Consider the following 24,130-nt stretch of genomic DNA (forward strand, 5'->3'; position numbering starts at 1 on the left):
ACCTCCGGCCTCTACGTCCCGAACGTAGCGCTCTACCAGGCTAAGCTACACTCCGTTTTACTGCCTTCAGCGCCAAGCGCCGAGGACCAGAAATTTACTACATCCGATGCTTTCTGACAAGCTTTTTCTAATTGACTGGTCGGAGTGAGAGGATTCGAACCTCCGGCCTCTACGTCCCGAACGTAGCGCTCTACCAGGCTAAGCTACACTCCGACGACCATCTTCAAGCTTGTCTGAAAACCACCCCGCTGCTGTCTTGGCTGCGGTACAATCTGTGGCATCAGAGGACGCGCATTATGGAACAAATATGTGGTTTAGGCAACTATCTTTTTACCGTTTGAATCAAGACGACGCCCCTAACAACGAACAGCTTTCCGCCGCGCTGGAAAAGCGTCCATTCCAGCATTGCATGGGACTGGACTGGTTCAGCGAGGGCTGGGTGCCCGCCGCCGGCCACCTGGAGGCGCCGGTCTACACCGTGCGCGGCTGCCAGATGGTGTCTTTGCGCCGCGAGGACAAAGTGCTGCCCTCCTCGGTGATCCGCGACTTCGTCGATTTGAAAGTCGCCGAGATAGAAGACAAGGAGTTGCGCAAGGTGGGCCGCAAGGAAAAGCTGGCCCTGAAAGAGCAGATCACCGACGACCTGCTCCCGCGCGCCTTCGTGCGCAGCAGCCGGATGAGCGCCTATCTGGACACCCGCCGCGGCTGGCTGATGGTGGACTCCGCAGCCGCCAGCAAGGCGGAGGCGCTGGTCTCCAAGCTGCGCGAAGCGCTGCCGCCCTTCCCCGCCGCGCTGCCGCGCACCAAGATCGCCCCGCACACCGCGATGACGGACTGGCTGGCGGCAGGCGAGGCGCCGGCCGGCTTTGAGCTGGACTCCGATTGCGAGCTCAAGGACAGCGGCGAAAACGGCGCGGTAGTGCGTTGCGCGCGCATCGACCTGACCGCGGACGAGATCCGCCAGCACATCGCCACCGGCAAGCAAGTGACCCGGGTTGGCCTGATCTGGCAGGAAAAGATCCGCTTCCAGCTGACCGATATGCTGCAGCTGAAGCGGCTGCAGTTCCTGGACCTGCTGCAGGACGAAGCCAGCCAGGCCGGCGATGACCGCGAAAGCCTGTTCGAAGCCACCTTCACCTTGATGAGCGAAGAACTGGGCGAACTGGTGGACGCACTGGTCGCCGCGCTGGGCGGCCTGGAAGAAGCGACCAGCCCGGCGGCTGTCGCCCCGACGCAGGACAAGCAGCCCGCCGTCGTCGTCGAAAACTCGGCGGAAGTGCCCTGGGACTAAGAGAGGGTTCGAGACTCGCCGCGCGCGCCGAGGCGAAGCACGGCTAGTGCCACATGCTCGCATGCAGCGTGCGCCGCCCAACTCTTTGACCGCAAGGCCTTGTCTCACTCTGACGAGCGAGACTTGGACCGGCTCGCCGAGCCTTCCCGCCCCCGCAAGCGCTTCACGCTTGCGGGGGCGGCTCTTCATCGCTCCGTTCGCAAGCCTCATAGCAATCAGCTAAGCAGCAAGCAAAAACAATCAATTTAACAAATACAAAGCCTTGAGCGATACTCCGCATACCTTAGCAAGAGAGATCGCAATGAAAACATTCGACTGGCAAGCGCTCTGGCTGGAAGTATGGGCTGGCTTCGCCTGGCTGCAATAAGAGCGGCCTACAAAGCCCTGATACCGCCTTACGGCCCCCTGACGGAGCGAAGGATTCCGCCTTTCTCCTCCGCTCCGGCCCCCGGCTTCAACGCTCCCGTTTCAAGCCTTCCGCCACAGCGGCCGCTCCTGAGCGAGCGTTTATTTTGACATTCAAACAAGAATGATTATCATTCAATTATAGGAGCGTCAAATGACCATGTATCGACAACAGCTGAGAAGGTTGAAACAGCAGCCATCGAGCGACAGGCAGAGCAAGCGTAACTGGCGGCGCATCATGGGCGTCCTCATCTTCATTGCCGGCTGTGCCATCCTGCTTGGCGGATTGAGTTAAAACCGGAGTAGGCCGTCCCTTTGCAAGACGAGCCGCCGCATCGCCAAATTGTTTCCAACGAGTAAACAATAAAGCCAATAAACTGCGGTTTATCAGAGAATCGCCGTGGCTTAAGCTGAAGCCATCACTTGAATGAAAGCTTCAGCCATGACTACTCGCCTACCTGCGCTGTTCATCTCGCACGGCGCCCCCACCCTGGTGCTGGAAGACAGCCCAAGCCGCCATTTCATCGCCCAGCTGGGAACGGAGTTGCCGCGCCCGCGCGCCATCGTCATCGTTTCCGCGCACTGGGAAACCCGCGGCCTGGTGGTCAACCACAAGCCAAATCCGGAAACCATCCACGACTTCTACGGCTTTCCCGAGGCCCTGTACCAGTTGAATTACCCGGCCCGCACCGATGCGCAGCTCTGCGCGCGCCTGCACGAATTGTTCGCCGCCGCCGGACTGCCGGCGCAGAGCACCGAACAACGCGGGCTGGATCACGGCGCCTGGACGCCGCTGATGCTGATGTACCCGCAGGCGGACATCCCCATCGTCAATCTGTCGCTGCCGCATCAGGCGCCGGCCGCTGAACTGATGCGCATAGGCGAGGCGCTGCGCCCGCTGCGCGACGAAGGCGTCCTGATCATCGCCTCCGGCAGCTACACCCACAATCTGCGCGCGCTGGCCCCGGAAGGCTCTGCGCCGGCGCCGTGGGCGCTGGCCTTCCGCGATTGGCTGGACCAGCAGTTGCTGAACGACGCCCGGGACACGCTGGCCGACTGGCTGCAGCAAGCGCCCTATCCGCGCCACAACCATCCCAGCGACGAACACATCGCCCCGCTGTGGGTGGCGCTGGGCGCCGGCACCCCGGGCGCGCCCGCGCTCAAGCTGCACGACGACTGGCGCATGGGCAATCTGTCCATGGCCAGCTGGCGCTTCGACTAGCCGCCCGCCGCCGGCGGCGCCTTGTCGTCGTCTTCCTCGTCTTCGTCGTCCCAGCCCAAGGGCTTGACCCCGGGCGGCAGATCCGGCGGCGGCTCGCGCCGGGACAGCCGGATCAGGATGCCCAGCGCCGTCGCCGCCGGCGCGGCGGCGATGAGAATCCAGAACAGGGTGGAATGCATCAAATCCATGTCCGCTCCCATGCAAAACGCCCCGGCCTGAGCCGGGGCGCGATGGCTTGTCCGCCTGCGCTCAGCGTTGGCGCAGCAAACGCGCCGCGTCCAGCGCGAAATAGGTCAGGATGCCGTCCGCTCCGGCGCGCTTGAACGCGATCAGGCTTTCCAGCATGCACTTTTCCTCGTTCAGCCAGCCGTTCTGGAAGGCCGCCTTCAACATCGCGTACTCACCGGACACCTGATAGGCGAAGGTCGGCACCCGGAACGTGTCTTTCACTCGACGGATCACGTCCAGATAGGGCATGCCCGGCTTGATCATCACCGCGTCGGCGCCCTCTTCCAGATCCTGCGCCACTTCCTGGATCGCTTCGTCCAGATTGGCCGGGTCCATCTGGTAGTTGTTCTTGTCGGCCTTGCCCAGATTGCCGGACGAACCCAAAGCGTCGCGGAAGGGACCGTAAAAGCCGGACGCGTACTTGGCCGAATACGCCAGAATCTTGGTGTGGATGAAGCCCTCCTCCTCGAAAGCCTCGCGGATCGCGCCGATGCGTCCATCCATCATGTCGGACGGGCCGAACATGTCCACGCCGGCCTCCGCGTGACAGAGGCCTTGCTTGATCAGGATTTCGGTGGTTTCGTCGTTGAGCACATAGCCGCTCTCGTCCATCACCCCGTCCTGGCCGTGAATGGTGTACGGGTCCAGCGCGCCGTCGGTCATCACGCCCAGCTCGGGGAAGCGTTTCTTCAATTCGCGCACCACGGTCGGCACCAGGCCTTCGGGGTTGTAGGCCTCTTGCGCGCTATTGTCCTTGCCCGATTCGATCACCGGGAACAGCGACAGCATCGGGATGCCCAGTTCCAGCGCCTGTTCGGCGGTGTATAGCAGCTTGTCCAGCGTTTGGCGCGGCGCGCCCGGCATCGACGGCACTTCCACCACCCGGTTCTGCCCTTCCATCACGAATACCGGATAGATCAGATCGTTGGCGGTCAGCACGTTTTCACGCATCAGGCGGCGGGAGAATTCATCCTTGCGCATGCGGCGCATGCGGGTGGCGGGAAAATAGCGATTGGCGAAAATCATGACAATTCCATTAGAAGGATTAGCCCGGCCATTGTACGCCTGTTGCCGCCGACCCGCAGCGGATGCCGGCCGGCAAAACAGAGTGTTCTGGATTTTGCACGCCGGCTTTGCGGACAGCGCCGGAAACCGGCCGCCGTCCGCGCCCTCCTGAGCTCAGCGCTTGCGCGGCGCCAGCTCGCCTTCCTCCGCGGCCTTGCCGGCCTGCGCCGCCAATTCCGCGGCCAGATTGTCCTCCGCGCGCCGTCCTTCCCAGTAGGCGGCGTTGACGATGCCCAGCGCTTCCGGATGGAACACCGGGTCCAGGCCGCGCGCTTTCTGCGCCTCATAGTCCCGCAGGCAGACCAGAGCCGGTTTTTGCATCAAGACGATGGCGATGATGTTGAGCCAGGCCATCAGGCCGACGCCGATATCGCCCAGACCCCAGGCCAGATCCGCGGTCTTGACCGTGCCGTACACCGTTGCCGCCATCAAGGCGATCTTCAGCACAAAGCTCAGCCAGGGCAGCTGAATCTTGCGGTTGATGTAGGCGATATTGGTTTCGGCAATGTAGTAGTAGGCGACGATGGTGGTGAAGGCGAAAAAGAACAGCGCCAGCGCCACGAAGATGGAACCGAAGCCCGGCATGATGCTTTCCATCGCGATCTGCACATAACCCGGCCCCGCCGCCACGCCGGCGATGCCGGTGTACATGGCCTGGCCTTCCGGACCCTGCACATTGTATTGGCCGGTGATCAGCAGCATGAAGGCAGTGGCGGAGCAAACGAACAAAGTATCGATATAGACCGAAAAGGCCTGCACCAGGCCCTGTTTGGCCGGATGCGACACCGCCGCGGCGCTGGAGGCGTGCGGGCCGGTGCCCTGGCCGGCTTCATTGGAATACACGCCGCGCTTCACCCCCCACTGGATGGCCAGGCCGAGAATGGCGCCGAAACCGGCCTCCATGCCAAACGCGCTTTTCAGCACCAGCGCCATCACGCCGGGCAGCTGCTCGATGTTCAAGGCGATGATCACGCAGGCCACGATGATGTAGCCCAAGGCCATGAAGGGCACCACCGCGCCGGCGAACAGCGCGATGCGCTTGACCCCGCCGAAGATGATGAAGCCCAGAATGATGGCCAGCACCGCCGCGGTGACGGTGGGCGCGATGCCGAAGGCGGTGTTCAGCGAGGCGGCGATGGAATTGGCCTGCACGCCCGGCAACAACACGCCGGTGGCGATGATGGTGGTGATGGCGAACAGCCAGGCGTACCACTTCAAGCCCAGGCCCTTCTCGATGTAGAAAGCCGGGCCGCCGCGATACTGGCCGTCGATCTTTTCCTTGTAGACCTGGCCCAGCGTCGATTCGACGAAGGCCGAACTGGCGCCGAGGAAGGCCACCATCCACATCCAGAAGATAGCGCCCGGGCCGCCGAAAGTGATCGCGGTGGCGACGCCGGCGATATTGCCGGTGCCGACGCGGCCGGCCAGCGTCATCGCCAGCGCCTGGAACGAGGACACGCCGCTGGCGCTGCTCTCGGTATTGAACATCAGGCGCAGCATTTCCCGGAAGTGGCGCAATTGCAGGAAACGCGTGCGCACGGACAAGTAAAGACCCACGCCCAGACACAGGTAAATCAGCGCCGGGCTCCAGATGACGCCGTTGACGGCGTTGACCAAATCTTCCATGACATTCTCCTTTGAGCGAAGCCAAGCTCACCGCGCTGATGCAGGGTGGCCCGGATAATTTTTATGTTTTCGCTCCGGAGCGGGGTTCCGGAGCCCCACCAAGATAAGGCCGGATACCGGAACCCTCCAGATAATTCATTTTAAAAAATCGCTCATTACAACAAGTTACTCAAAAATAGTTGACCACCAAAAATATTTATGTTCCAACAAAAAAAACGGCAAGCGCGCGCTTGCCGTTTTGTCGTCCGCGACCGCGAGGGTCGCTGAGAGACGTCTTAACCGAAGAAATCCTTCAACTTGTCCATGAAGGACTTGGAGCGCGGATTGTGAGTGGCCACGTCGCCCTGGCTGATGGCGTCGAATTCGCGCAGCAGCTCTTTCTGACGTTCGGTCAGCTTGACCGGGGTTTCCACCACCACATGGCAATGCAGATCGCCGTAATCGGTGCCGCGCACCGCTTTCACGCCCTTGCCGCGCAAGCGGTAGACGCGCCCGCTCTGGGTTTCCCCCGCGATCTTGACCTTGGCCATGCCGTCCAGCGTCGGGATTTCCACTTCGCCGCCCAGCGCCGCGGTGGAGAAGGAGATCGGCATCTCGCAATGCAGGTCCATGCCGTCGCGCTGGAACACCGCGTGCGGCTTGATGTGGGTGACCACGTAAAGGTCGCCGGACGGTCCGCCGTTCTGGCCCGGCTCGCCTTCGCCGGACAGACGGATGCGGTCGCCCTCGTCCACGCCGGGCGGAATCTTCACGTTCAGCGTTTTGTTGGTCTTTTTCTGGCCCGCGCCGTGGCAGCTGGTGCAGGGATCGGTAATCTGCTTGCCGGTGCCGTGGCAGGTGGGGCAAGTCTGCTGAATGGAGAAGAAGCCCTGGCTCATCCTCACCTGGCCGTGGCCGCCGCAGGTGGAGCAGGTCTTGGGCTGGGTGCCGGGCTTGGCGCCGCTGCCGTGGCAGACTTCGCATTCTTCGTGCGAAGGGATGCGGATCTGCTTCTCGCAGCCGCGGGCCGCCTCTTCCAGCGAGATTTCCATGTTGTAGCGCAGGTCCGCGCCGCGATAGACGTTGGAACGCCCGCCTCCGCCGCCGCCGGAACGGCCGCCGCCGAAGATATCGCTGAAAATGTCGGCGAAGTCGCCGAAACCGCCAAAGCCCGCGCCGCCGCCGGCGCCGGCCTGCGGGTCCACGCCGGCATGGCCGAACTGGTCGTAAGCGCCTCGCTTCTGGCTGTCGGACAGAATCTCGTAGGCTTCCTTGACCTCTTTGAACTTCTCTTCCGCTTCCTTGCTGTCCGGATTACGGTCCGGGTGATACTTCATCGCCAGCTTGCGGTAAGCCTTTTTGATGTCGTCGTCGGAGGCGTCGCGGTTGACGCCCAACACATCGTAGTAATCTTTCTTGGACATGTTCCTGTCTCTCTCAAATTCAGTCGGCTCGGGAAGCAAGCCCCCTAGCGCGGCCGGCCACCATACGCCAATGACCGGTCCGGGCCGCGGAACACTCCGGCGGGCCCGGCCCGGTCATCAGGCGTCAAGACATCGGCTGGCGATTAAGCCTTGTCTTTCTTCACTTCTTCGAACTCGGCGTCGACGACGTTGCCGTCTTCCTGCTTGCCGGCCTGAGCGTCCGCGCCGCCCTGCTGGGCGCCGGCTTCAGCCTGCTGAGCCTGGGCGTACATGATTTCGCCCAGCTTCTGGCTGGCCTTGGCCAGTTCTTCGGTCTTGGCTTCGATCTCGGCCTTGTCTTCGCTCTTGGCCACTTCCTCGGCCGCCTTCACCGCGTCTTCGATCTTGGCCTTCTCGGCGGCGTCGATCTTGTCGCCGTGCTCGGCCAGCGATTTCTTCACGCTGTGGATCAGGCCTTCCGCCTGGTTGCGGGCGGTCACCAGTTCGTGCAGCTTCTTGTCTTCCTCGGCGTTGGCCTCGGCGTCCTTCACCATTTGCTGGATCTCGGCTTCGGACAAGCCCGAGGAAGCCTGGATGGTGATGTTGGCCTGCTTGCCGGAAGCCTTGTCCTTGGCCGACACGTGCAGAATGCCGTTGGCGTCGATGTTGAATTCCACTTCGATCTGCGGAATGCCGCGCGGCGCCGGCGGGATGTCGCCCAGATTGAACTGGCCCAGGCTCTTGTTGGCGGAAGCCTTCTCGCGTTCGCCCTGCAGCACGTGGATGGTCACCGCGGTCTGGTTGTCGTCGGCGGTAGAGAACACCTGCGACGCCTTGGTCGGGATGGTGGTGTTCTTCTGGATCAGCTTGGTCATCACGCCGCCCAGGGTTTCAATGCCCAGCGACAGCGGGGTCACGTCCAAGAGCAGCACGTCCTTGCGGTCGCCGGACAGCACCGAACCCTGAATCGCGGCGCCCACGGCCACGGCTTCGTCCGGGTTCACGTCCTTGCGCGGCTCCTTGCCGAAGAACTCCTTAACTTTTTCCTGCACCTTGGGCATGCGGGTCTGGCCGCCGACCAGGATCACGTCGGAGATCTCGTTGACCGACAGGCCGGCATCCTTCAGCGCCACGCGGCACGGCTCGATGGAGCGCTCGACCAGGTCTTCCACCAGGCTTTCGAACTTGGCGCGGGTGATCTTCATCGCCAAGTGTTTCGGGCCGGTGGCGTCCATGGTGATGTAGGGCAGGTTCACTTCGGTCTGAGTCGCGCTGGACAGCTCGATCTTGGCCTTTTCCGCCGCTTCCTTCAGACGCTGCAGCGCCATCACGTCGTTCTTCAGGTCCACGCCCTGTTCGCGCTTGAACTCGGTCACGATGTAGTCGATCACGCGCTGGTCGAAGTCTTCGCCGCCCAGGAAGGTGTCGCCGTTGGTCGACAGCACTTCGAACTGGTGCTCGCCGTCCACGTCTGCGATCTCAATGATGGACACGTCGAAAGTGCCGCCGCCCAGGTCGTACACCGCGATCTTGCGGTCGCCTTCCTGCTTGGACAGGCCGAAAGCCAGCGCCGCGGCGGTCGGTTCGTTGATGATGCGCTTCACTTCCAGACCAGCGATGCGGCCGGCGTCCTTGGTGGCCTGACGCTGGCTGTCGTTGAAGTAGGCCGGCACGGTGATCACCGCCTCGGTCACTTCCTCGCCCAGATAGTCTTCCGCGGCCTTCTTCATCTTGCGCAGCACTTCGGCGGAGAGTTGCGGCGGAGCCAGTTCCTGGTCGCGCACTTTGACCCAGGCGTCGCCGTTCTTGGCTTTCAGGATTTCGAAAGGCATCAGGTCGATGTCTTTCTGCACTTCCTTGTCTTCGAAGCGGCGGCCGATCAGGCGCTTGGCGGCGTAAATGGTGTTGCGCGGGTTGGTCACCGCCTGGCGTTTGGCCGGCGCACCAACCAGGATTTCGCCATCGTCCATATAGGCGATGATGGACGGAGTGGTGCGAGCGCCTTCGGCGTTCTCGATCACTTTGGGCGCGCCGCCCTCCACGACCGATACGCAGGAGTTGGTGGTGCCCAAGTCGATGCCAATGATTTTACCCATGTCGAAGTTCCTTTATCTCAATTCGTTTCAGCGGCCATTTGTTCGATAGCGACCGCCTGTTGTCTCAATAGGTATTGGCTATGCCCATTATTTCAAGAGGAGCACGCCGCCCTTTTTTATGCTTTTGCCTTGGCGACCACCACCATGGCCGGACGCAGTACGCGATCGGAGATCTGGTAGCCTTTTTGCATCACGCGCACGATGGTGTTGGGTTCGGCGTCGGCCTCTTCCGCGCTCATCGCCTGATGCTGATGCGGGTCCAGCTTGTCGCCGGCCTGGGGAGCGATGTCCTTGATCTGCGCCTTGTCGAAGGCGGACACCAATTGCTTCAGCGTCATGTCCACGCCCATCTTCAGGGTGTCGATCTGGCCGCTCTGGTCCAGCAGCGCCATTTCCAGATAGTCCTTCACCGACACCAGCTCGCCGGCGAACTTGGAGATTGCGTATTTGTGCGCGGCGGCCACGTCTTCCTGCCCGCGGCGGCGCTGGTTTTCCAGATCGGCGCGGGCGCGCAGCAGCGCGTCCTTCAGTTCGGCCACTTCCGCGTCCAGCGCGGCGATGCGTTGCTCCGCGCTCAGCTCTTGCTCTACGGCCTGCTCCGCCACCGTCGCGTCGATATTGTCATTGTCCACGGCGTCAGCCGCGATGTTTTGCTTGTCCTGCATGGCGATTCCTCGGATTTGGATTCAGCGGTACGAATAGTCCCGACTCAAGGTAGGGGCTTCGTCGCGGAATTCAAGCCCTGAGAACGACTGAACGGCTTCAGACCGTCATCCTAGGCGTCCCAAACCCCGATGTGCGTTTGCGGACTTTTATTTTCTAAAAGCAAACGCTTGAGCGAGTCGCAATATTCGTTTTAGGAAAGTTGCTGTTAGCTTTTGAAAATCAAACATTTTCTTTGTGCTGCACTGCACACAAGCGTTTTTATTTGTGCTAATAATTGAGCCACACCCGCAAGTGCTCCGCCCGAACAGCCGCTATCCGCAAGGCTGACACGGCGGACATGCCGAGCCGGCCCCATGAGGGCCGACCGCAAGAAAATCCGGAAAACCGGATAGCCAGATCGCTTAATGAGGACGCCGGCGTCTGCCGGCGCGCACAGAAACGTATCGAGAAGGGTTTTAGCATGACGACTCGCGAACAACGCATTGCAGCCATCCAGAAAGACTGGAACGAGAATCCCCGCTGGAAAGGCATCAAGCGCGGCTACAGCGCCGCCGATGTGGAGCGCCTGCGCGGCTCGTTGCAGATTGAGTACTCCTTGGCGCGCAACGGCGCGGACAAGCTGTGGGGCCTGCTCCACAGCGAGCCGTACATCAACTGTCTGGGCGCGCTGACCGGCGGTCAGGCCATGCAGCAGGTCAAGGCCGGCGTCAAGGCCATCTATCTGTCCGGCTGGCAAGTGGCCGCAGACAACAATGAATACTCCGCGATGTATCCGGACCAGTCGCTGTATCCGGTTGACTCGGTGCCCAAGGTGGTGGAACGCATCAACAACGCCTTCACCCGCGCCGACGAAATCCAGCATTCCAAGGGCGTGGCCCAGGGCGACGCCGGCTTCATCGACTACTTCGCCCCCATCGTGGCGGACGCCGAAGCCGGTTTCGGCGGCGTGCTGAACGCCTACGAGCTGATGAAGGCGATGATACGCGCCGGCGCCGGCGGCGTGCACTTCGAGGACCAGCTGGCCTCGGTGAAGAAGTGCGGCCACATGGGCGGCAAGGTGCTGGTGCCCACTCAGGAAGCGGTGCAGAAGCTGATCGCCGCGCGCCTGGCCGCCGACGTCTACGGCGTGCCCACCCTGGTGATCGCCCGCACCGACGCCGAAGCCGCCGATCTCTTGACCAGCGATTGCGACGAGCGCGACCGCCCCTTCCTGACCGGCGAGCGCACAGCCGAAGGCTTCTACAAGACCAAGAAGGGTCTGGAGCAGGCGATCAGCCGCGCCATCGCCTACGCCGACTACGCCGATCTGGTCTGGTGCGAGACCGGCACTCCGGATCTGGAGTTCGCGCGCAAGTTCGCCGAAGCGGTGCACGCCAAGCATCCGGGCAAGCTGCTGGCCTACAACTGCTCGCCGTCCTTCAACTGGAAGAAGAATCTGGACGACGCCACCATCGCCAAATTCCAGCGCGAGCTGGGCGCGATGGGCTATAAGTACCAGTTCATCACTTTGGCCGGCATCCACAATATGTGGTACAACATGTACGACCTGGCGCAAGATTACGTTGCCCGCGGCATGTCCGCCTATGTCGAGAAAGTGCAGGAGCCGGAGTTCGCCGCTCGCGAGCGCGGCTACACCTTCGTGTCCCATCAGCAGGAAGTGGGCACCGGCTACTTCGACGACGTCACCACCGTGATCCAGGGCGGCCAGTCCAGCGTCACCGCGCTGACCGGTTCCACCGAGGAAGAGCAGTTCCACTAAGCCGCCGCCGTTCACGCCGGGAAAACGCCCACGCCCGTGGGCGTTTTTATCTGTTCTGCGCGGTAAAACACCGCTATTCGGACGCAGGGCCCGCAACGCAGCAAGCCGATGGGATTGTTTAATTCAACTAAATAATTAATTCATCCGACGGCGCTTTTTCAATTCTTCATCATCCCCAATACTGGGCAAAGGCCTGCCGCGCGGCAGGCCTTTCTTCATTCACGGCAATATGAAAGGCCCGTCATGGCAAAAGTCGTCGTTGTTTACCACTCCGGTTACGGTCACACCCAGCAAGTGGCCCAGCATGTCGCCGCCGGCGCCGGCGCGCAATTGTTGGCCATCGACGCCGAGGGCAATCTGCCCGCCGGCGCCTGGGATCTGCTGAACAGCGCCGACGCCATCATCTTCGGCTCGCCCACCTATATGGGCAGCCCGAGCTGGCAGTTCAAGAAATTCGCCGACGCCAGTTCCAAGGTCTGGTTCACCCGCGGCTGGCAGGACAAGGTGTTCGGCGGCTTTACCAATAGCGCCAGCCTGAACGGCGACAAGCAGGTGTCGCTGATCTATCTGCAAACCCTGGCATCCCAGCACGGCGGTCTGTGGGTCAGCCTGGGCCTGCTGCCCAGCAACGCCAAGAACGCCAGCCGCGAGGACATCAACAATCTGGGCGGCTCGGTGGGCCTGCTGGTGCAATCCCCGTCCGACGCCAGCGTCGACGAAATCCCGCAAGGCGATCTGGACACCGCCAAGGCCTACGGCCAGCGCGTGGCCGGCATTGCCGCCAAGCTGCGCGGCTAAGAGCTCGTTCAGACAAGTCAAAGGGGGCCAAGCGGCCCCCTTTTTTCTTGCCCGCGCCCCGCGCTCAGCCGCGCGCGGCCAGTTGCTCCAGCAGCTTCTGGTGAATGCCGCCGAAACCGCCGTTGCTCATCACCAGCACATGGTCGCCGGGGCGGGCCGCGGCGGCCACCGCTTGCAGCAGCGCGTCGAAATCGTTGAAGGTCTGCGCGCGCTCGCCCAACTCGGCCAAGGCCTCGCCGGGATTCCAGCCCAGATTGGCGGCGGAGCAGAACACCAGATCGGCGTCGGCCAGAGAGGCCGGCAGCGCCGCCTTCATCGTGCCCAACTTCATGGTGTTGGAGCGCGGCTCCAGCACCGCCAAGATGCGCTCGCCGCCCACCTTGTGACGCAAGCCGGCCAGGGTGGTGGCGATGGCGGTGGGATGATGGGCGAAGTCGTCATACACCGTGACGCCGGCTGCCACGCCGCGCACTTCCATACGCCGCTTGACGTTCTGGAAGCGCGACAGCGCCTCGATGGCGCCGCTCACCGCCACGCCGACATGGCGGGCGGCGGCGATCGCCGCCAGCGCGTTCAGACGGTTGTGTTCGCCCATCAGATCCCAGCGCACCCGGCCCTGAAGCCGGCCGTCGAGCAGCACGTCGAAGTGGCCGTTGACCTCCGCCGCGCCCAGCTGCCAGCCGGCGTCCGCGCCGAAGCGCTCCACCGGCGTCCAGCAGCCGCGCTCCAACACTCGATCCAGGCTGGCCTCGCGGCCGTTGCTGACGATCAGGCCCTGGCCCGGCACCGTGCGCACCAGGTGATGAAACTGGGTTTCTATCGCCGCCAGGTCGGCGAAGATGTCGGCGTGGTCGAACTCCAGATTGTTCAGCACCGCGGTGCGCGGCCGGTAATGAACGAATTTGGAGCGCTTGTCGAAGAAGGCGGTATCGTATTCGTCGGCCTCAATCACAAAGAAGGGGCTGACGCTGGCCGCGTCCTGGCGCGGCGCGCCGGGCAGGCGCGCCGACACGCCGAAGTTCTGCGGAATGCCGCCGATCAAGAAGCCCGGCGCCAGGCCGGCGTCCTCCAGTATCCAGGCCAGCATCGAGCTGGTGGTGGTCTTGCCGTGAGTGCCGGCCACCGCCAGCACCCACAAATCCTTGAGCACGTTTTCCGCCAGCCACTGCGGGCCGGAAATATACGGCAGCCCGCGGTTGAGGATTTCCTCCATCAGCGGCTTGCCGCGCGTCACCACATTGCCCACCACGAAGATGTCCGCGCCGATGTCGACCTGCTCCGCGCCGAAGCCCTGAATCAGCTCGATGCCCATGGCTTCCAGCTGGGTGCTCATCGGCGGGTAAACATTGGCGTCGCAGCCGGTGACCTTGTGACCGGCCTGTTTGGCGATAGCGGCGATGCCCCCCATGAAGGTGCCGCAAATGCCCAGGATATGGATGTGCATAGTTCGGTTCAGCGTATTGAAACGGCAAAACGGCAAGCATACCGGAAAGCGGCCGCCGCCGACATCCAGGCTCGCAAGCCGGGGCGCGTCCGGCCGCGCCTGTCCTTCGGATCAGGCCCGTCCGGCAAAACATGACATTCAGCTTAAACGGCGTCGATCTGGAACTAGGCTGAATTGGCCGCCCTGCAACTGTTCATGGGCAAACACGCCAATTCGGAGACCAAGATGAATATGCTCAAAGCTCGCTTCGCTCCCTTTCCGCTGGGCCTCGCCGCGCTGCTGCTCGCGGCGCCCGGCCACGGCGAAGACCTCCCGCAGATAGACAACCCGCCGCGGCTGCTGGCTATCCCGACCGCTCAGCCCGCCGGCGCGCTCAATACCGCCGCCCTGCTCCGCGCGCCGCTGGAGCTTGACCAGCCGCAGGCCGCCCCGCGCGAAGTCGCCTACGATCTGGACATCCGCTATCGCTACGGCTGGATTCGCAATCCTTCGCTGGAACGCCCCGGGCAGATCCATTACGACAAGGTCGCGCTGCGCAGCTACCTGCCCGGCGCGCTCAGCCCGGTCGCGACGCCGGCATCCTCTCAGCCCAGCGCCACGCCCTTCATCGCCCCGCTGATCGAGGTCTACCCCGGACAAACCGTGCGCATCGGCCTGAACAACAAGCTGAACCGCGACGCCGACGGCAAACCCATCCGCGACCCCAGCTGTACCGACCAGGGCGGCAGCGGCAACCAGCCCCATTGTTTCAACGGCACCAATCTGCATACCCACGGGCTCTGGATCAATCCGGCGGGCAATAGCGACAATGTGCTGATCTCCATCAATCCCGGCGTCAGCTTCCAGTACGAGTACAACATTCCGCCCGACCACCCGGCCGGCACCTTCTGGTATCACACCCATCGCCACGGCTCCACCGCGCTGCAAGTGTCCAGCGGCATGGCCGGCGCGCTGATCGTGCGCGGCACGCGGCAACCCACCCAGCAACAGAACGGCGATATCGACACCCTGCTGCGGCCCTATGCCGGGGTCAACTTCCGCGAACGGGTGCTGGTGTTTCAGCAGATCCAGTACGCCTGCCGCTTCAAGGCCGGACAATACAAGGGCATGATCAAGACCTACGGCAACACCGCCACCCCGCCCAATGAGGAGGACCAACGCTATCGCTGCGACGGCGACGACGTGGGCGGCATAGAAGGCTACGACCAGTTCGGCCCCAAGACCTGGCAAGAGTCCGGCCGCTACACCAGCATCAACGGCGTGGTCTTGGGCAAGATGGCCCAGGCGCGGGCCGGCGACGTGGAACGCTGGAGAATGGTGCACGCCGGCGTGCGCGACACCATCAACCTGAAACTGCGCCGCCTCAGCGACAATGCGCCGCCGCTGGCCGGCCTGTTCGCCAGGCAGATGGATGATTACGTCGCCCGCTATTGCAGCAGCGGCACGGAGCTGGACCTGCCCTTGATCGCCGCAGACGGCCTGACCATGGGCAAGGTGCAAACCCGCAAGAGCGTGGTGTTCCAGCCCGGCTATCGCTGGGACGCTCTGGTGTCCTTCCCCAGCGCCGGCAAATACTGCCTGATCAACGACGTCAAGGTCAGCAGCACCATAGACCGCTCGGCGCCGTCGGCCCGCTTGCTGGGCGTGGTGGACGTTGCGCCCGGCCAGGCTTCGCGTCCGTTGCAGGAGGTGTTGATCGGCGCCGCCCGCGCCCACTTTCCATCCGCCGTCGCCACCAAGGTCAGCGCGGAACTGCGCAACGGGATGAAGCTGAGCAGCTTTGTGCCGCATCCGGACATAAGCCCTCAGGAAGTGACGGGAACCCAGACGCTGACGTTCAACATCGACGTGTCCCAACCCGGCGCCGCCTTCTTCCAGGTGGACGGCAAACCCTATGCCGGCGAACGCATAGACCGCACCCTGAAGCTGGGCGGCGTGGACGAGTGGACGCTGCGCTCCGACTTCGTCAGCCACCCCTACCATATCCACGTCAACCCGTTCCAGATCGTCAAGATAGTAGACCCCAAGGGCAAGGACATTAGCGCGGAAGGCGCGCCGGATTCGATGGACCCGGGCGATACGCAATACAGCGGCCTGAGAAACGTCTGGAAAGACACTTTATGGGTGAAAAACATCGAAGCCAGCAATGATCCGAAAATTGCCGCGGCCGGCCGCTACACCATCACCATCCGCACCCGCTATCAGCGCTATATCGGCGACTTTGTGCTGCATTGCCATATCCTGGATCACGAGGACCAGGGCATGATGCAGAATATTCGCATCGCGCTGCCGGACGGCAGGGGCGGCACCGCCCTCGGCCATCATTGACCGGCCCGCCATGAAAAAAGCCCGCGACAGCGGGCTTTTTTACCGAAGGACGGCCGACTCAGAAGAAAATCAGCGTCATCAGCACGAACAGCGGCAGCAAGATGACGCAGGACCAACCCAGATAGCCGAAGAAGCTCGGCATCTTCACATGGCGGTGCTCGGCGATGGCCTTGACCATAAAGTTGGGCGCATTGCCGATATAGGTGTTGGCACCCATGAACACCGCGCCCATGGAGATCGCCAGCAGGGTGTCCGCCATCGGACCCATCAGCACTTGGGCGTCGCCGTGGGCCAGGTTGAAGAACACCAGATAGGTGGGCGCATTGTCCAGGAAGCTGGACAGGATGCCGGTCATCCAGAAATACATCGCGTTGACCGGCTGGCCGTTGGCGTCGGACACCATGTGCACCAGGCCGGCCAGGTGGCCGTCGGCGCCGGCTCGCAGGATGGCGATCACCGGACCGATGGTGATGAAGATGCCGGCGAACAGCTTGCCCACTTCCAGGATGGGATCCCAGTTGAATTCATTGCCGGCGCGCACCTGCTTGGGCGTGATCCACAGCGAAGCGAAGGCCAGGCCGATCAGCGCCAGATCGCGGACGATGTTCTGCAACTCCACAGGGGTGCCCATGATGTCGAACACCACGCCCGGCTTCCAGACGCCGGACATCAGCACCGCGCCGACGATACCGGCCAGCAGGAAGAGATTGCGCTTGCCGTGCAGCTTGATCGGCTTGTCCTTGGAACGGTCGATTTCCGGCAGCGCGCCCGCCTGCGCTTCCTTCTTGAAGAAATAGCTGTCCAGCGCGTAGAAAATGGCCAGCAGCGCCAGCGACAACACCAGCACCGGCAGCGCCATATGCTGCACCGTCCAGCCGAAGCTGACGCCTTTGAGGAAGCCCAGGAACAGCGGCGGGTCGCCCAGCGGGGTCAGACCGCCGCCGATATTGGCCACCAGGAAGATGAAGAACACCACCACGTGCACATTGTGCTTGCGCTTCTCGTTGGCGCGCAGCAGGGGGCGGATCAGCAGCATCGCCGCACCGGTGGTGCCCATGATGGAGGCCAGCGCCGTGCCTATCGCCAGAATGGCGGTGTTGAGTTTGGGCGAACCGTGCAAGGAGCCCCACACCAGGATGCCACCGGACACGGTGTACAGCGAGAACAGCAGCACGATGAAGGGTATGTATTCGCCGAACAGCGCGTGGACGATCAACGCCGTCGAAGTGCCCAGGCCGTAAGACACGGCGAAGGGCGCCAGGAACAGCACGGTCCACACCGCGGTGATCTTGCCGAAGTGATGATGCCAGATGCCCGGCGCGAATATGGGGAACAGCGCGATGGACAGCAGAATGCCGGCGAACGGCAGCCCCCAGGCCAGGCTCAGCGTGGCGCCGTCCAGTTCCGCGGCTTGCGCCAGCGCCGGCAGCAGGGCCAGCGCGGCGGCGCTCAAGAGTGTTTTGGTCATTTATCTTCCCGAGGGCATGACGCCCATTGATAAAAGCGCCATCGCCTGCTTCAAGACGAGCTTGGACAGGCTATGCAAAGTATGGATTCCGGCGATATTGTTGAAGCGCAAGAGCAGCCGGATGCCCTTGCGCTGACGCTTCCCAGTCAGGCCGGCATGCATCCGCGCGGCGCGGAAGCGGCGCGCTTGATTTAGGCCCAAACGGTTACAAAGCGTTACATCGTCCCATAACTCGGGCAGTCCGGACAAGGAAAACCGGTATCGGAAGCAAGTGTTTTTGCGAGATTGCCACGCTAATTAAGCATTTGATGAAACAAGGCCGGCGGCGCTACGCCGTCGGCCTTGTCTGCGGAGACGAACGCCTCAGCGCTGGATGAATTCGATCTTGTAGCCGTCCGGGTCTTCGACGAAGGCGATCACCGTGGTGCCGTGCTTCATCGGACCGGCTTCGCGCGTCACCTTGCCGCCCTTGGCGCGCACCATGTCACAGGCGGCGTAAGCGTCCGGCACTTCGATGGCGATGTGGCCGTAAGCGTTGCCCAACTCGTAGGAGCCGGTGTCCCAGTTGTGGGTCAGCTCCAGCACCGTCTGCTCTTCTTCCGCGCCGTAGCCGACAAAGGCCAGGGTGAAGCGGCCGTCCGGATAATCCTGGCGGCGCAGCAATTTCATATCGAGCACTTCCTGGTAAAACGCCAGCGAGCGCTCCAGATTGCCCACTCGCAGCATGGTGTGCAGTAAACGCATCATCACTCTCCTTAATTCATCAATCAAAATGGAACAGCCCGGCGCCGTGCAGCTTCAACCAGCGCCGCGCCGCCTGCCAGTCCGGATACAGGCGCGCGGTCTCCGCCCAGAACGCCGGTGAATGGTTCATGTGTTCCAGATGAGCCAGCTCATGGGCGATCACGTAATCCAGCACCGCCGGCGGCGCCTGCAGCAAGCGCCAGTTCAGCCGGATCACCCCGGCCGCGGTGCAACTGCCCCAGCGCGTGCGCGCCGACGACAGCTGCAGGCCGCTGGGCCGGCGCCGGCAGGCGCGCGCCAGTGCCTCCATCCGCGCCGGAAAACGCAAGGCCGCCTCACGTTTGAAGAAACGGCATACCGCCAGCTTCAAAGCGGCCGCGTCGCCCTCGACGATACCGGTAACAATCAAGCCCTCCGCCGACAGCCTGGCCGTGCGCCGCACGCCGGCCGCCAGCACGATGGGCAGAGCCTGACCCTGCCAACTCAGTTGGCTGAGATCCTCGGCTTGTCGCCGCGCCTGCCTTTGCCGCTCCACATGGCCGGCGATCCAGTCGCGGCGCTCCAACAGCACTTCGCGCAGGCGGGCGGCGCTGACCGCCGGATGCGCGACCAGCTCCACCCGGCCCGCGCTGACCCGTATGCCCACGCTTTTGCGCGGGCGCCGGGTCAGCACCACGTCCACCTCGCCGTCAGGCAGCGGCAGACGCAGCCAGACGTTTGCGCTTTTCATCCGCGTCCGCGAACGGGCCGACGCCGCCGATCTCGCGCTGGCGCGCCTCGATCCACTGCTCGGCTTCCTTCATCATCGCCTCGGGCCCCAGCTCTTCGCTCGGCACAATGGGCTTGCCCACCACCACGGTGATCTCGCCGGGGTATTTCAGGAAGGCGTTGCGCGGCCAGAATTCGCCGGCGTTGTGCGCCACCGGCACCAGCGGCATGTCGAACTGCTTGGCCATACGCGCCGCGCCCAGCTTGTATTTGCCCGCCACGCCCGGCTTGGTGCGGGTGCCTTCCGGGAATACCGTGATCCAGAAGCGGTGGCGTTTGCGCTCCAGCCCCTGCTCCAGCAGGCGCTGGTTGGCGTTGGCGCGGTCGGAGCGGTTGATGATGATGGGGTTCATCAGCACCAGGCCCCAGCCGAACACCGGAATCCAGGTCAGCTCGCGCTTGGCCACGTACACCTGCCACGGAAAGATCTTCTGCAAGGCCAGCGTTTCCCAGCCGGACTGGTGCTTGGAACAGATCACCGACGGCTGCTCAGGCAGGTTTTCCGCGCCCAGCACCTTGTATTTCAGGCCGATCACGTGCTCCAGCATCCACAGCAGGCTCAAGGCCCAGCTGACGCCGAACACATGGCGCGCGCGGCGCGGCAGCGGCGCGGACAGCAGCAGCAGGAAGAAGAAGAGCGGCGTGACGATCATCAGCACCAGCCAGTACAGCAGGTTACGAAGCCATAAACTCAGCATGCTTGGAACACTATCCTTTTCTGAAATCAACGTTCGCGGGAATCGATCAGATATTCCGCGGCGTCGTACAAATCGTCGAACACCAGGGTACCGGCCGGCAGTTCGCCGTCGGCCAGCGTCTTGGCGCCCTTGCCGGTCTTGACCAGGATGGGCAGGCCGCCCACCGCCGCCACCGACTCCAGATCGCGCCGGCTGTCGCCGATCAGCGGCAAACCGTCCAGCTTCACATTGAAGCGCTCCGCGATCTCCAGCACCATGCCCGGCAGCGGCTTGCGACAGTCGCAGCCGGCGCTGGGGCCGTGCGGACAGAACAGCACCGCGTCGATGCGGCCGCCGGCCTGGCCCACCAGCCTATGCATCTTCTCGTGCATGGCGTTGAGCGCCTGCATGTCGAACAGGCCGCGGCCGATGCCGGATTGATTGGTGGCCACCACCACGCGCCAACCGGACTGGGTCAGATTGGCGATCGCCTCCAGGCTGTGTTCGATCGGCACCCATTCCGCCGGCGATTTGACGAAATCGTCGCGGTCTTCGTTGATCACGCCGTCGCGGTCGAGTATCACTAGTTTCACGGTTTTCCCCGTCCAGAGCGCCGGGGCGGCCGCGGCCGCCCCATCGGATTACTCCGCCAGCAGCGAGATGTCCGCCACGCGGTTGAACAAGCCGGCCAGACGCGCCAGCAAGGCGATGCGGTTGTTGCGCACCGCGGCGTCGTCCGCCATCACCATCACGCCGTCGAAGAAGGCGTCCACCGGCGCGCGCAGCGAGGCCAGCTGAGTCAGCGCGGCGGCGAAGTCGCGGGCGGCGAACTTATCGTCCACCTGCGGCGCCAACTGCTCGACGGCGGCGAACAACGCCTGCTCGGCCGCTTCGCCCAGCAGCGCCGGATTCACCGCGCCCACTTCGCCTTCGGCCTTCTTCAGGATGTTCTTCACCCGCTTGTTGGCGGCGGCCAGCGCGGCCGCTTCCGGCAGCGCTTTAAAAGCGGCCACGGCGGACAAGACCGCGCGCACTTCCGCCAGCCGGCTGGGCGAGAGCGCCAGCACCGCGTCGATCTCGTCGCCCTTGTAATCGGCGGCGAGGAAGTTCTTCAGGCGGTCCATCATGAAGCCGAACACCTCGTCGGCCACGCTGGCGGACAGCTTGCCGGCCGGGAAGGCCGCGGCGACGATGTTCAGCAGCGCCTTCAGGTCCAGATCCGCGTCCAGCGCCATGCGCACCACGCCCAGAGCGGCGCGGCGCAGGGCGAACGGATCCTTGTCGCCGGTGGGGATCAGGCCTATGCCCCAGATGCCGACGATGGTTTCCAGCTTGTCCGCCAACGCCACCGCGGTGGCGATCTTGCCTTCCGGCAGCGTGTCGCCGGCGAAACGCGGGTGGTAATGGCCTTCGATGGCGGCGGCCACTTCGGCGTGCTCGCCGTCGAACTGGGCGTAATACATGCCCATCACGCCCTGCAGCTCGGGGAATTCGCCCACCATGCCGGACACCAGGTCGGCCTTGGCCAGATAGGCGGCGCGGGCAGCCAGCGCGGCGTCGGCGCCCAGCTCATGGGCGATGGCGCCGGCGATGCTCTGCAAGCGCTCCACGCGCTCCAGCTGCGAACCGATCTTATTGTGGTAGACCACATTGGCCAGACGCGGCAGCCGGCTGTCCAGCCGCGCCTTCTGGTCCTGTTCGAAGAAGAACTTGGCGTCGGACAGGCGCGCGCGCAGCACGCGCTCGTTGCCGCCGACGATGAAGGACGGATCCGCGGTTTCCAGGTTGGACACCAGCAGGAAGCGGTTCATCAGCTTGCCGGACGCGTCCAGCAGCGGGAAGTATTTCTGGTTCTGCTGCATGGTCAGGATCAGGCATTCCTGCGGCACGCGCAGGAATTCGGCCTCGAAGCCGGCTTCCAGCACCACCGGCCATTCCACCAGGCCGGTCACCTCGTCGAACAAGGCCTCCGGCGCGGCGATGGTGGCGTTCAGGCGGGCGGCGGCCTCGGCCAGCTTGTGGCGGATCAGTTCGCGGCGCGCGTCGAAGCTGGCCACCACCTTGCCGGACTCATGCAGGGTGCGGGCGTAAGCGTCGGCGTTGGCCACGGTCACTTCGCCCTCGGACAGGAAGCGATGGCCGCGGGTGCGTTGGCCGCTTTGCAGGCCCAGCACCTCGCCCGGCACCACCGCGTCGCCGTGCAGCATGATCAGGCCGTGCACCGGACGCACGAACTGCACGTCCAGGCTGCCCCAGCGCATCAGCTTGGGCGCCGGCAGCTTTTTCAGCGCCAAGGCCACTACGTCGGCCAGCACCGCGGCCAGCGGCTGGCCCTGCTTGACGCTCTCGTAGACGTACACGTCCTGCTTGCCGTCGCTCATCGTGGACAGCGCGGACACGTCCACGCCGCAGGAGCGGGCGAAACCGGCCAGCGCCGGCGTGGGCTGGCCGTCTTTCATCCCGGCGGCCACGGCCGGGCCCTTGCGGCTAATCTTCTGGTCCGGCTGCAAGGCGGCCACATCGGCCAACTGCACCGCCAGGCGGCGCGGCGAGGCGTAGACCGTCGCTTCGGCGTCGGCCGGCGCGAACTGCATCTTTTTCAGTTCGTCGCCTATGGTCTGGGCAAAGCTGGCGGCCAGCTTTTCCAACGCTTTGGGCGGCAGCTCCTCGGTGAGCAGCTCAATCAGCAATGTCTGGTTCATATTCACTCTAAAACTTAACGCTTGGCGGCCCCGGCGGCTTCGCAGATCACCTTCATCATGGCGTCGGCGACCGATCCGTTATACACGGGCTGCCATTTCCAGGCGTGACGCGGCACTGGAAACAGGGTTGAGAACAGGTGCTTGTTGTTGCGATCGAAATAATCGGAACTGACAAACACGTACTGGTACTTGCCGCAGTCGGCGTAGCCTACGCTGCGGCGGATATTGAATTTCAGCTTGTAGCTTTTCTCGTACTGGATCTTGTCGAACCGTTCCTGGTTGACGAAGTGCACCAGCCCGTCCTGCCCCAGCCACAGCGAATTGCCGTCTATCGCCAATTGCAGCGCCTTGCCGTCCTGATACGCCACCCAGTCGGCGGCGGGCTCGGCCTGCGCCGGCAGCGCCAGCGCGGCGCACAGACATGCGAAAAAGGCCTTCATGCGCATTCCCTCTGTCAAGAAACGGCCGGGGCGGCAAGCCAAGCTCAGGCCTGCCGGCACATCGGGAAACCCAGCGCTTCGCGGGCGTCGTAATACGCCTGCGCCACGCCGCGGGACAGGGTGCGAATACGGCCGATATAGGTGGCGCGTTCGGTCACCGAGATCGCGCCGCGCGCGTCCAGCAGGTTGAAGGTGTGCCCGGCCTTGAGAATCATCTCGTAGGCCGGCAGCGGCAGGCTGGCCTCCAGCAGCGACTTGGCCTCGGCCTCGTAGTCGTTGAACTGGCGGAACAGCAGCTCGACGTTGCTGTGTTCGAACGCGTACTTGGACTGCTCCACTTCGTTCTGGAAGAACACATTGCCGTACGTGACCGGCTGGCCGTCCGGCAGATGGGTCCAGATCAGGTCGTAGACGTTCTCCACGCCCTGCAGATACATGGCCAGACGCTCCAGACCGTAGGTGATCTCGCCCAGCACCGGCTTGCAGTCCAGGCCGCCCACTTGCTGGAAGTAGGTGAACTGGGTCACTTCCATGCCGTTCAGCCACACTTCCCAGCCCAGGCCCCAGGCGCCCAGGGTCGGGTTTTCCCAGTCGTCCTCGACGAAGCGGATATCCTGCACCGTCGGATCCAGGCCCAGCTCCTTCAAGGAACCCAGATACAGTTCCTGGATATTGGACGGAGCCGGCTTCAGCACCACCTGGAATTGATGATGCTGGAACAGGCGGTTGGGGTTTTCGCCGTAACGACCGTCCGCGGGTCGACGCGACGGCTGCACATAGGCCGCGTTCCACGGCTCCGGCCCCAGCGCCCGCAGAAAGGTGGCGGTGTGGGAAGTCCCCGCGCCCACTTCGGTGTCGTAAGGCTGCAGCAAGGCGCAGCCCTGGCGGTTCCAATAGTGCTGGAGCGTGAGGATGATTTCCTGGAAGGTAAGCATAGAGGTGGCAAGCAAAGTGAAAAGTCAAAGGCAGATTCTACCGCCTAGCGCCCCCCGCGCAAAGCCAAGCCGTTGGCGGCAAATCA

21 protein-coding genes and 1 tRNA gene are annotated in these 24,130 nt (G+C 63.4%); 6 read left to right on the forward strand and 16 right to left on the reverse strand.

Features of this window, described 5'->3' with window-relative positions:
* Positions 1-136: 136 nt before the first annotated feature.
* Positions 137-213: transfer RNA gene (locus ACODRW_RS21605), tRNA-Pro, on the reverse strand.
* Positions 214-307: 94 nt separating this feature from the next.
* On the opposite strand from ACODRW_RS21605, the gene ACODRW_RS21610 reads away from it, so the two are divergent.
* The 3 genes from ACODRW_RS21610 (at position 308) to ACODRW_RS21620 (ending at position 2,918) form a co-directional block, all read left to right on the forward strand.
* Positions 308-1,291, forward strand: coding sequence for a recombination-associated protein RdgC (locus ACODRW_RS21610; RefSeq protein ID WP_488906659.1), 984 nt, complete (start codon positions 308-310; stop codon positions 1,289-1,291).
* A gap of 559 nt (positions 1,292-1,850) precedes the next feature.
* The gene (locus ACODRW_RS21615; RefSeq protein ID WP_488906660.1) at positions 1,851-1,991 is read left to right on the forward strand and encodes a hypothetical protein; all 141 of its coding nucleotides are present in this window, start codon (positions 1,851-1,853) and stop codon (positions 1,989-1,991) included.
* 147 nt (positions 1,992-2,138) lie between these two features.
* The gene (locus ACODRW_RS21620; RefSeq protein WP_488878150.1) at positions 2,139-2,918 is read left to right on the forward strand and encodes a DODA-type extradiol aromatic ring-opening family dioxygenase; all 780 of its coding nucleotides are present in this window, start codon (positions 2,139-2,141) and stop codon (positions 2,916-2,918) included.
* On the opposite strand, the gene ACODRW_RS21625 is transcribed toward ACODRW_RS21620, so the two are convergent.
* From ACODRW_RS21625 to grpE, 6 genes are all read right to left on the reverse strand, one after another.
* Positions 2,915-3,106, reverse strand: a complete 192-nt coding sequence (locus ACODRW_RS21625) for a hypothetical protein (RefSeq protein WP_107798312.1) — start codon at positions 3,104-3,106, stop codon at positions 2,915-2,917. The two genes, ACODRW_RS21620 and ACODRW_RS21625, sit on opposite strands and share 4 nt — an antisense overlap.
* 61 nt (positions 3,107-3,167) lie before the next feature.
* A complete protein-coding gene (hemB, locus tag ACODRW_RS21630; protein ID WP_107798311.1) occupies positions 3,168-4,172 on the reverse strand; it encodes a porphobilinogen synthase in 1,005 nt (334 codons plus the stop codon).
* Between the two features lie 153 nt (positions 4,173-4,325).
* Positions 4,326-5,837: an alanine/glycine:cation symporter family protein gene (locus tag ACODRW_RS21635; RefSeq protein WP_488906661.1), complete on the reverse strand. Its 1,512-nt coding sequence runs from the start codon at positions 5,835-5,837 to the stop codon at positions 4,326-4,328.
* Between the two features lie 275 nt (positions 5,838-6,112).
* Positions 6,113-7,240 (reverse strand): molecular chaperone DnaJ, encoded by a 1,128-nt coding sequence (dnaJ, locus tag ACODRW_RS21640; RefSeq protein ID WP_107798309.1) that lies wholly within the window; start codon positions 7,238-7,240, stop codon positions 6,113-6,115.
* Between the two features lie 143 nt (positions 7,241-7,383).
* Positions 7,384-9,315, reverse strand: a complete 1,932-nt coding sequence (gene dnaK, locus ACODRW_RS21645; protein ID WP_107798308.1) for a molecular chaperone DnaK — start codon at positions 9,313-9,315, stop codon at positions 7,384-7,386.
* Positions 9,316-9,431: 116 nt separating this feature from the next.
* Positions 9,432-9,980 carry a nucleotide exchange factor GrpE gene (gene grpE / locus ACODRW_RS21650; RefSeq protein WP_107798307.1) on the reverse strand — a complete coding sequence of 183 codons (549 nt, stop codon included), beginning with the start codon at positions 9,978-9,980 and terminating at the stop codon, positions 9,432-9,434.
* A 461-nt stretch (positions 9,981-10,441) separates the two neighbouring features.
* Here grpE and aceA point away from each other — a divergent pair, with 461 nt between their 5' ends.
* Positions 10,442-11,740 carry an isocitrate lyase gene (aceA, locus tag ACODRW_RS21655; protein WP_019101049.1) on the forward strand — a complete coding sequence of 433 codons (1,299 nt, stop codon included), beginning with the start codon at positions 10,442-10,444 and terminating at the stop codon, positions 11,738-11,740.
* A 243-nt stretch (positions 11,741-11,983) separates the two neighbouring features.
* Positions 11,984-12,538 (forward strand): flavodoxin family protein, encoded by a 555-nt coding sequence (locus ACODRW_RS21660; RefSeq protein ID WP_048415037.1) that lies wholly within the window; start codon positions 11,984-11,986, stop codon positions 12,536-12,538.
* A 64-nt stretch (positions 12,539-12,602) separates the two neighbouring features.
* Here the strand turns inward: ACODRW_RS21660 and mpl are convergent, their stop codons facing one another.
* Positions 12,603-13,982, reverse strand: a complete 1,380-nt coding sequence (mpl, locus tag ACODRW_RS21665; RefSeq protein ID WP_488906662.1) for a UDP-N-acetylmuramate:L-alanyl-gamma-D-glutamyl-meso-diaminopimelate ligase — start codon at positions 13,980-13,982, stop codon at positions 12,603-12,605.
* Between the two features lie 225 nt (positions 13,983-14,207).
* Here mpl and ACODRW_RS21670 point away from each other — a divergent pair, with 225 nt between their 5' ends.
* Entirely contained in the window at positions 14,208-16,310 is a 2,103-nt protein-coding gene (locus ACODRW_RS21670; RefSeq protein ID WP_488906663.1) for a multicopper oxidase family protein, read from the forward strand.
* Between the two features lie 58 nt (positions 16,311-16,368).
* Here ACODRW_RS21670 and ACODRW_RS21675 read toward each other — a convergent pair whose 3' ends face one another.
* From ACODRW_RS21675 to glyQ, 8 genes are all read right to left on the reverse strand, one after another.
* On the reverse strand, positions 16,369-17,778 hold the full coding sequence (locus ACODRW_RS21675) for a sodium:proton antiporter (RefSeq protein WP_107798304.1): 1,410 nt from the start codon (positions 17,776-17,778) through the stop codon (positions 16,369-16,371).
* Between the two features lie 363 nt (positions 17,779-18,141).
* Entirely contained in the window at positions 18,142-18,522 is a 381-nt protein-coding gene (gloA, locus tag ACODRW_RS21680; RefSeq protein ID WP_488906686.1) for a lactoylglutathione lyase, read from the reverse strand.
* Positions 18,523-18,541: 19 nt separating this feature from the next.
* Positions 18,542-19,252 carry a M48 family metallopeptidase gene (locus ACODRW_RS21685; protein WP_488906664.1) on the reverse strand — a complete coding sequence of 237 codons (711 nt, stop codon included), beginning with the start codon at positions 19,250-19,252 and terminating at the stop codon, positions 18,542-18,544.
* On the reverse strand, positions 19,212-19,988 hold the full coding sequence (locus ACODRW_RS21690; protein ID WP_107798303.1) for a lysophospholipid acyltransferase family protein: 777 nt from the start codon (positions 19,986-19,988) through the stop codon (positions 19,212-19,214). Before ACODRW_RS21690 ends, ACODRW_RS21685 begins: the two co-directional genes overlap by 41 nt.
* A gap of 26 nt (positions 19,989-20,014) precedes the next feature.
* Positions 20,015-20,560 (reverse strand): D-glycero-beta-D-manno-heptose 1,7-bisphosphate 7-phosphatase, encoded by a 546-nt coding sequence (gmhB, locus tag ACODRW_RS21695; protein WP_019103520.1) that lies wholly within the window; start codon positions 20,558-20,560, stop codon positions 20,015-20,017.
* A 48-nt stretch (positions 20,561-20,608) separates the two neighbouring features.
* Positions 20,609-22,669, reverse strand: a complete 2,061-nt coding sequence (gene glyS / locus ACODRW_RS21700) for a glycine--tRNA ligase subunit beta (protein ID WP_488878160.1) — start codon at positions 22,667-22,669, stop codon at positions 20,609-20,611.
* A 14-nt stretch (positions 22,670-22,683) separates the two neighbouring features.
* Positions 22,684-23,109 carry a surface-adhesin E family protein gene (locus ACODRW_RS21705; RefSeq protein WP_227107127.1) on the reverse strand — a complete coding sequence of 142 codons (426 nt, stop codon included), beginning with the start codon at positions 23,107-23,109 and terminating at the stop codon, positions 22,684-22,686.
* Between the two features lie 44 nt (positions 23,110-23,153).
* Positions 23,154-24,044, reverse strand: a complete 891-nt coding sequence (gene glyQ, locus ACODRW_RS21710) for a glycine--tRNA ligase subunit alpha (protein WP_107798300.1) — start codon at positions 24,042-24,044, stop codon at positions 23,154-23,156.
* Positions 24,045-24,130 lie beyond the last annotated feature (86 nt).

It is taken from the genome of Chromobacterium sp. FG89 (genome assembly GCF_057808735.1).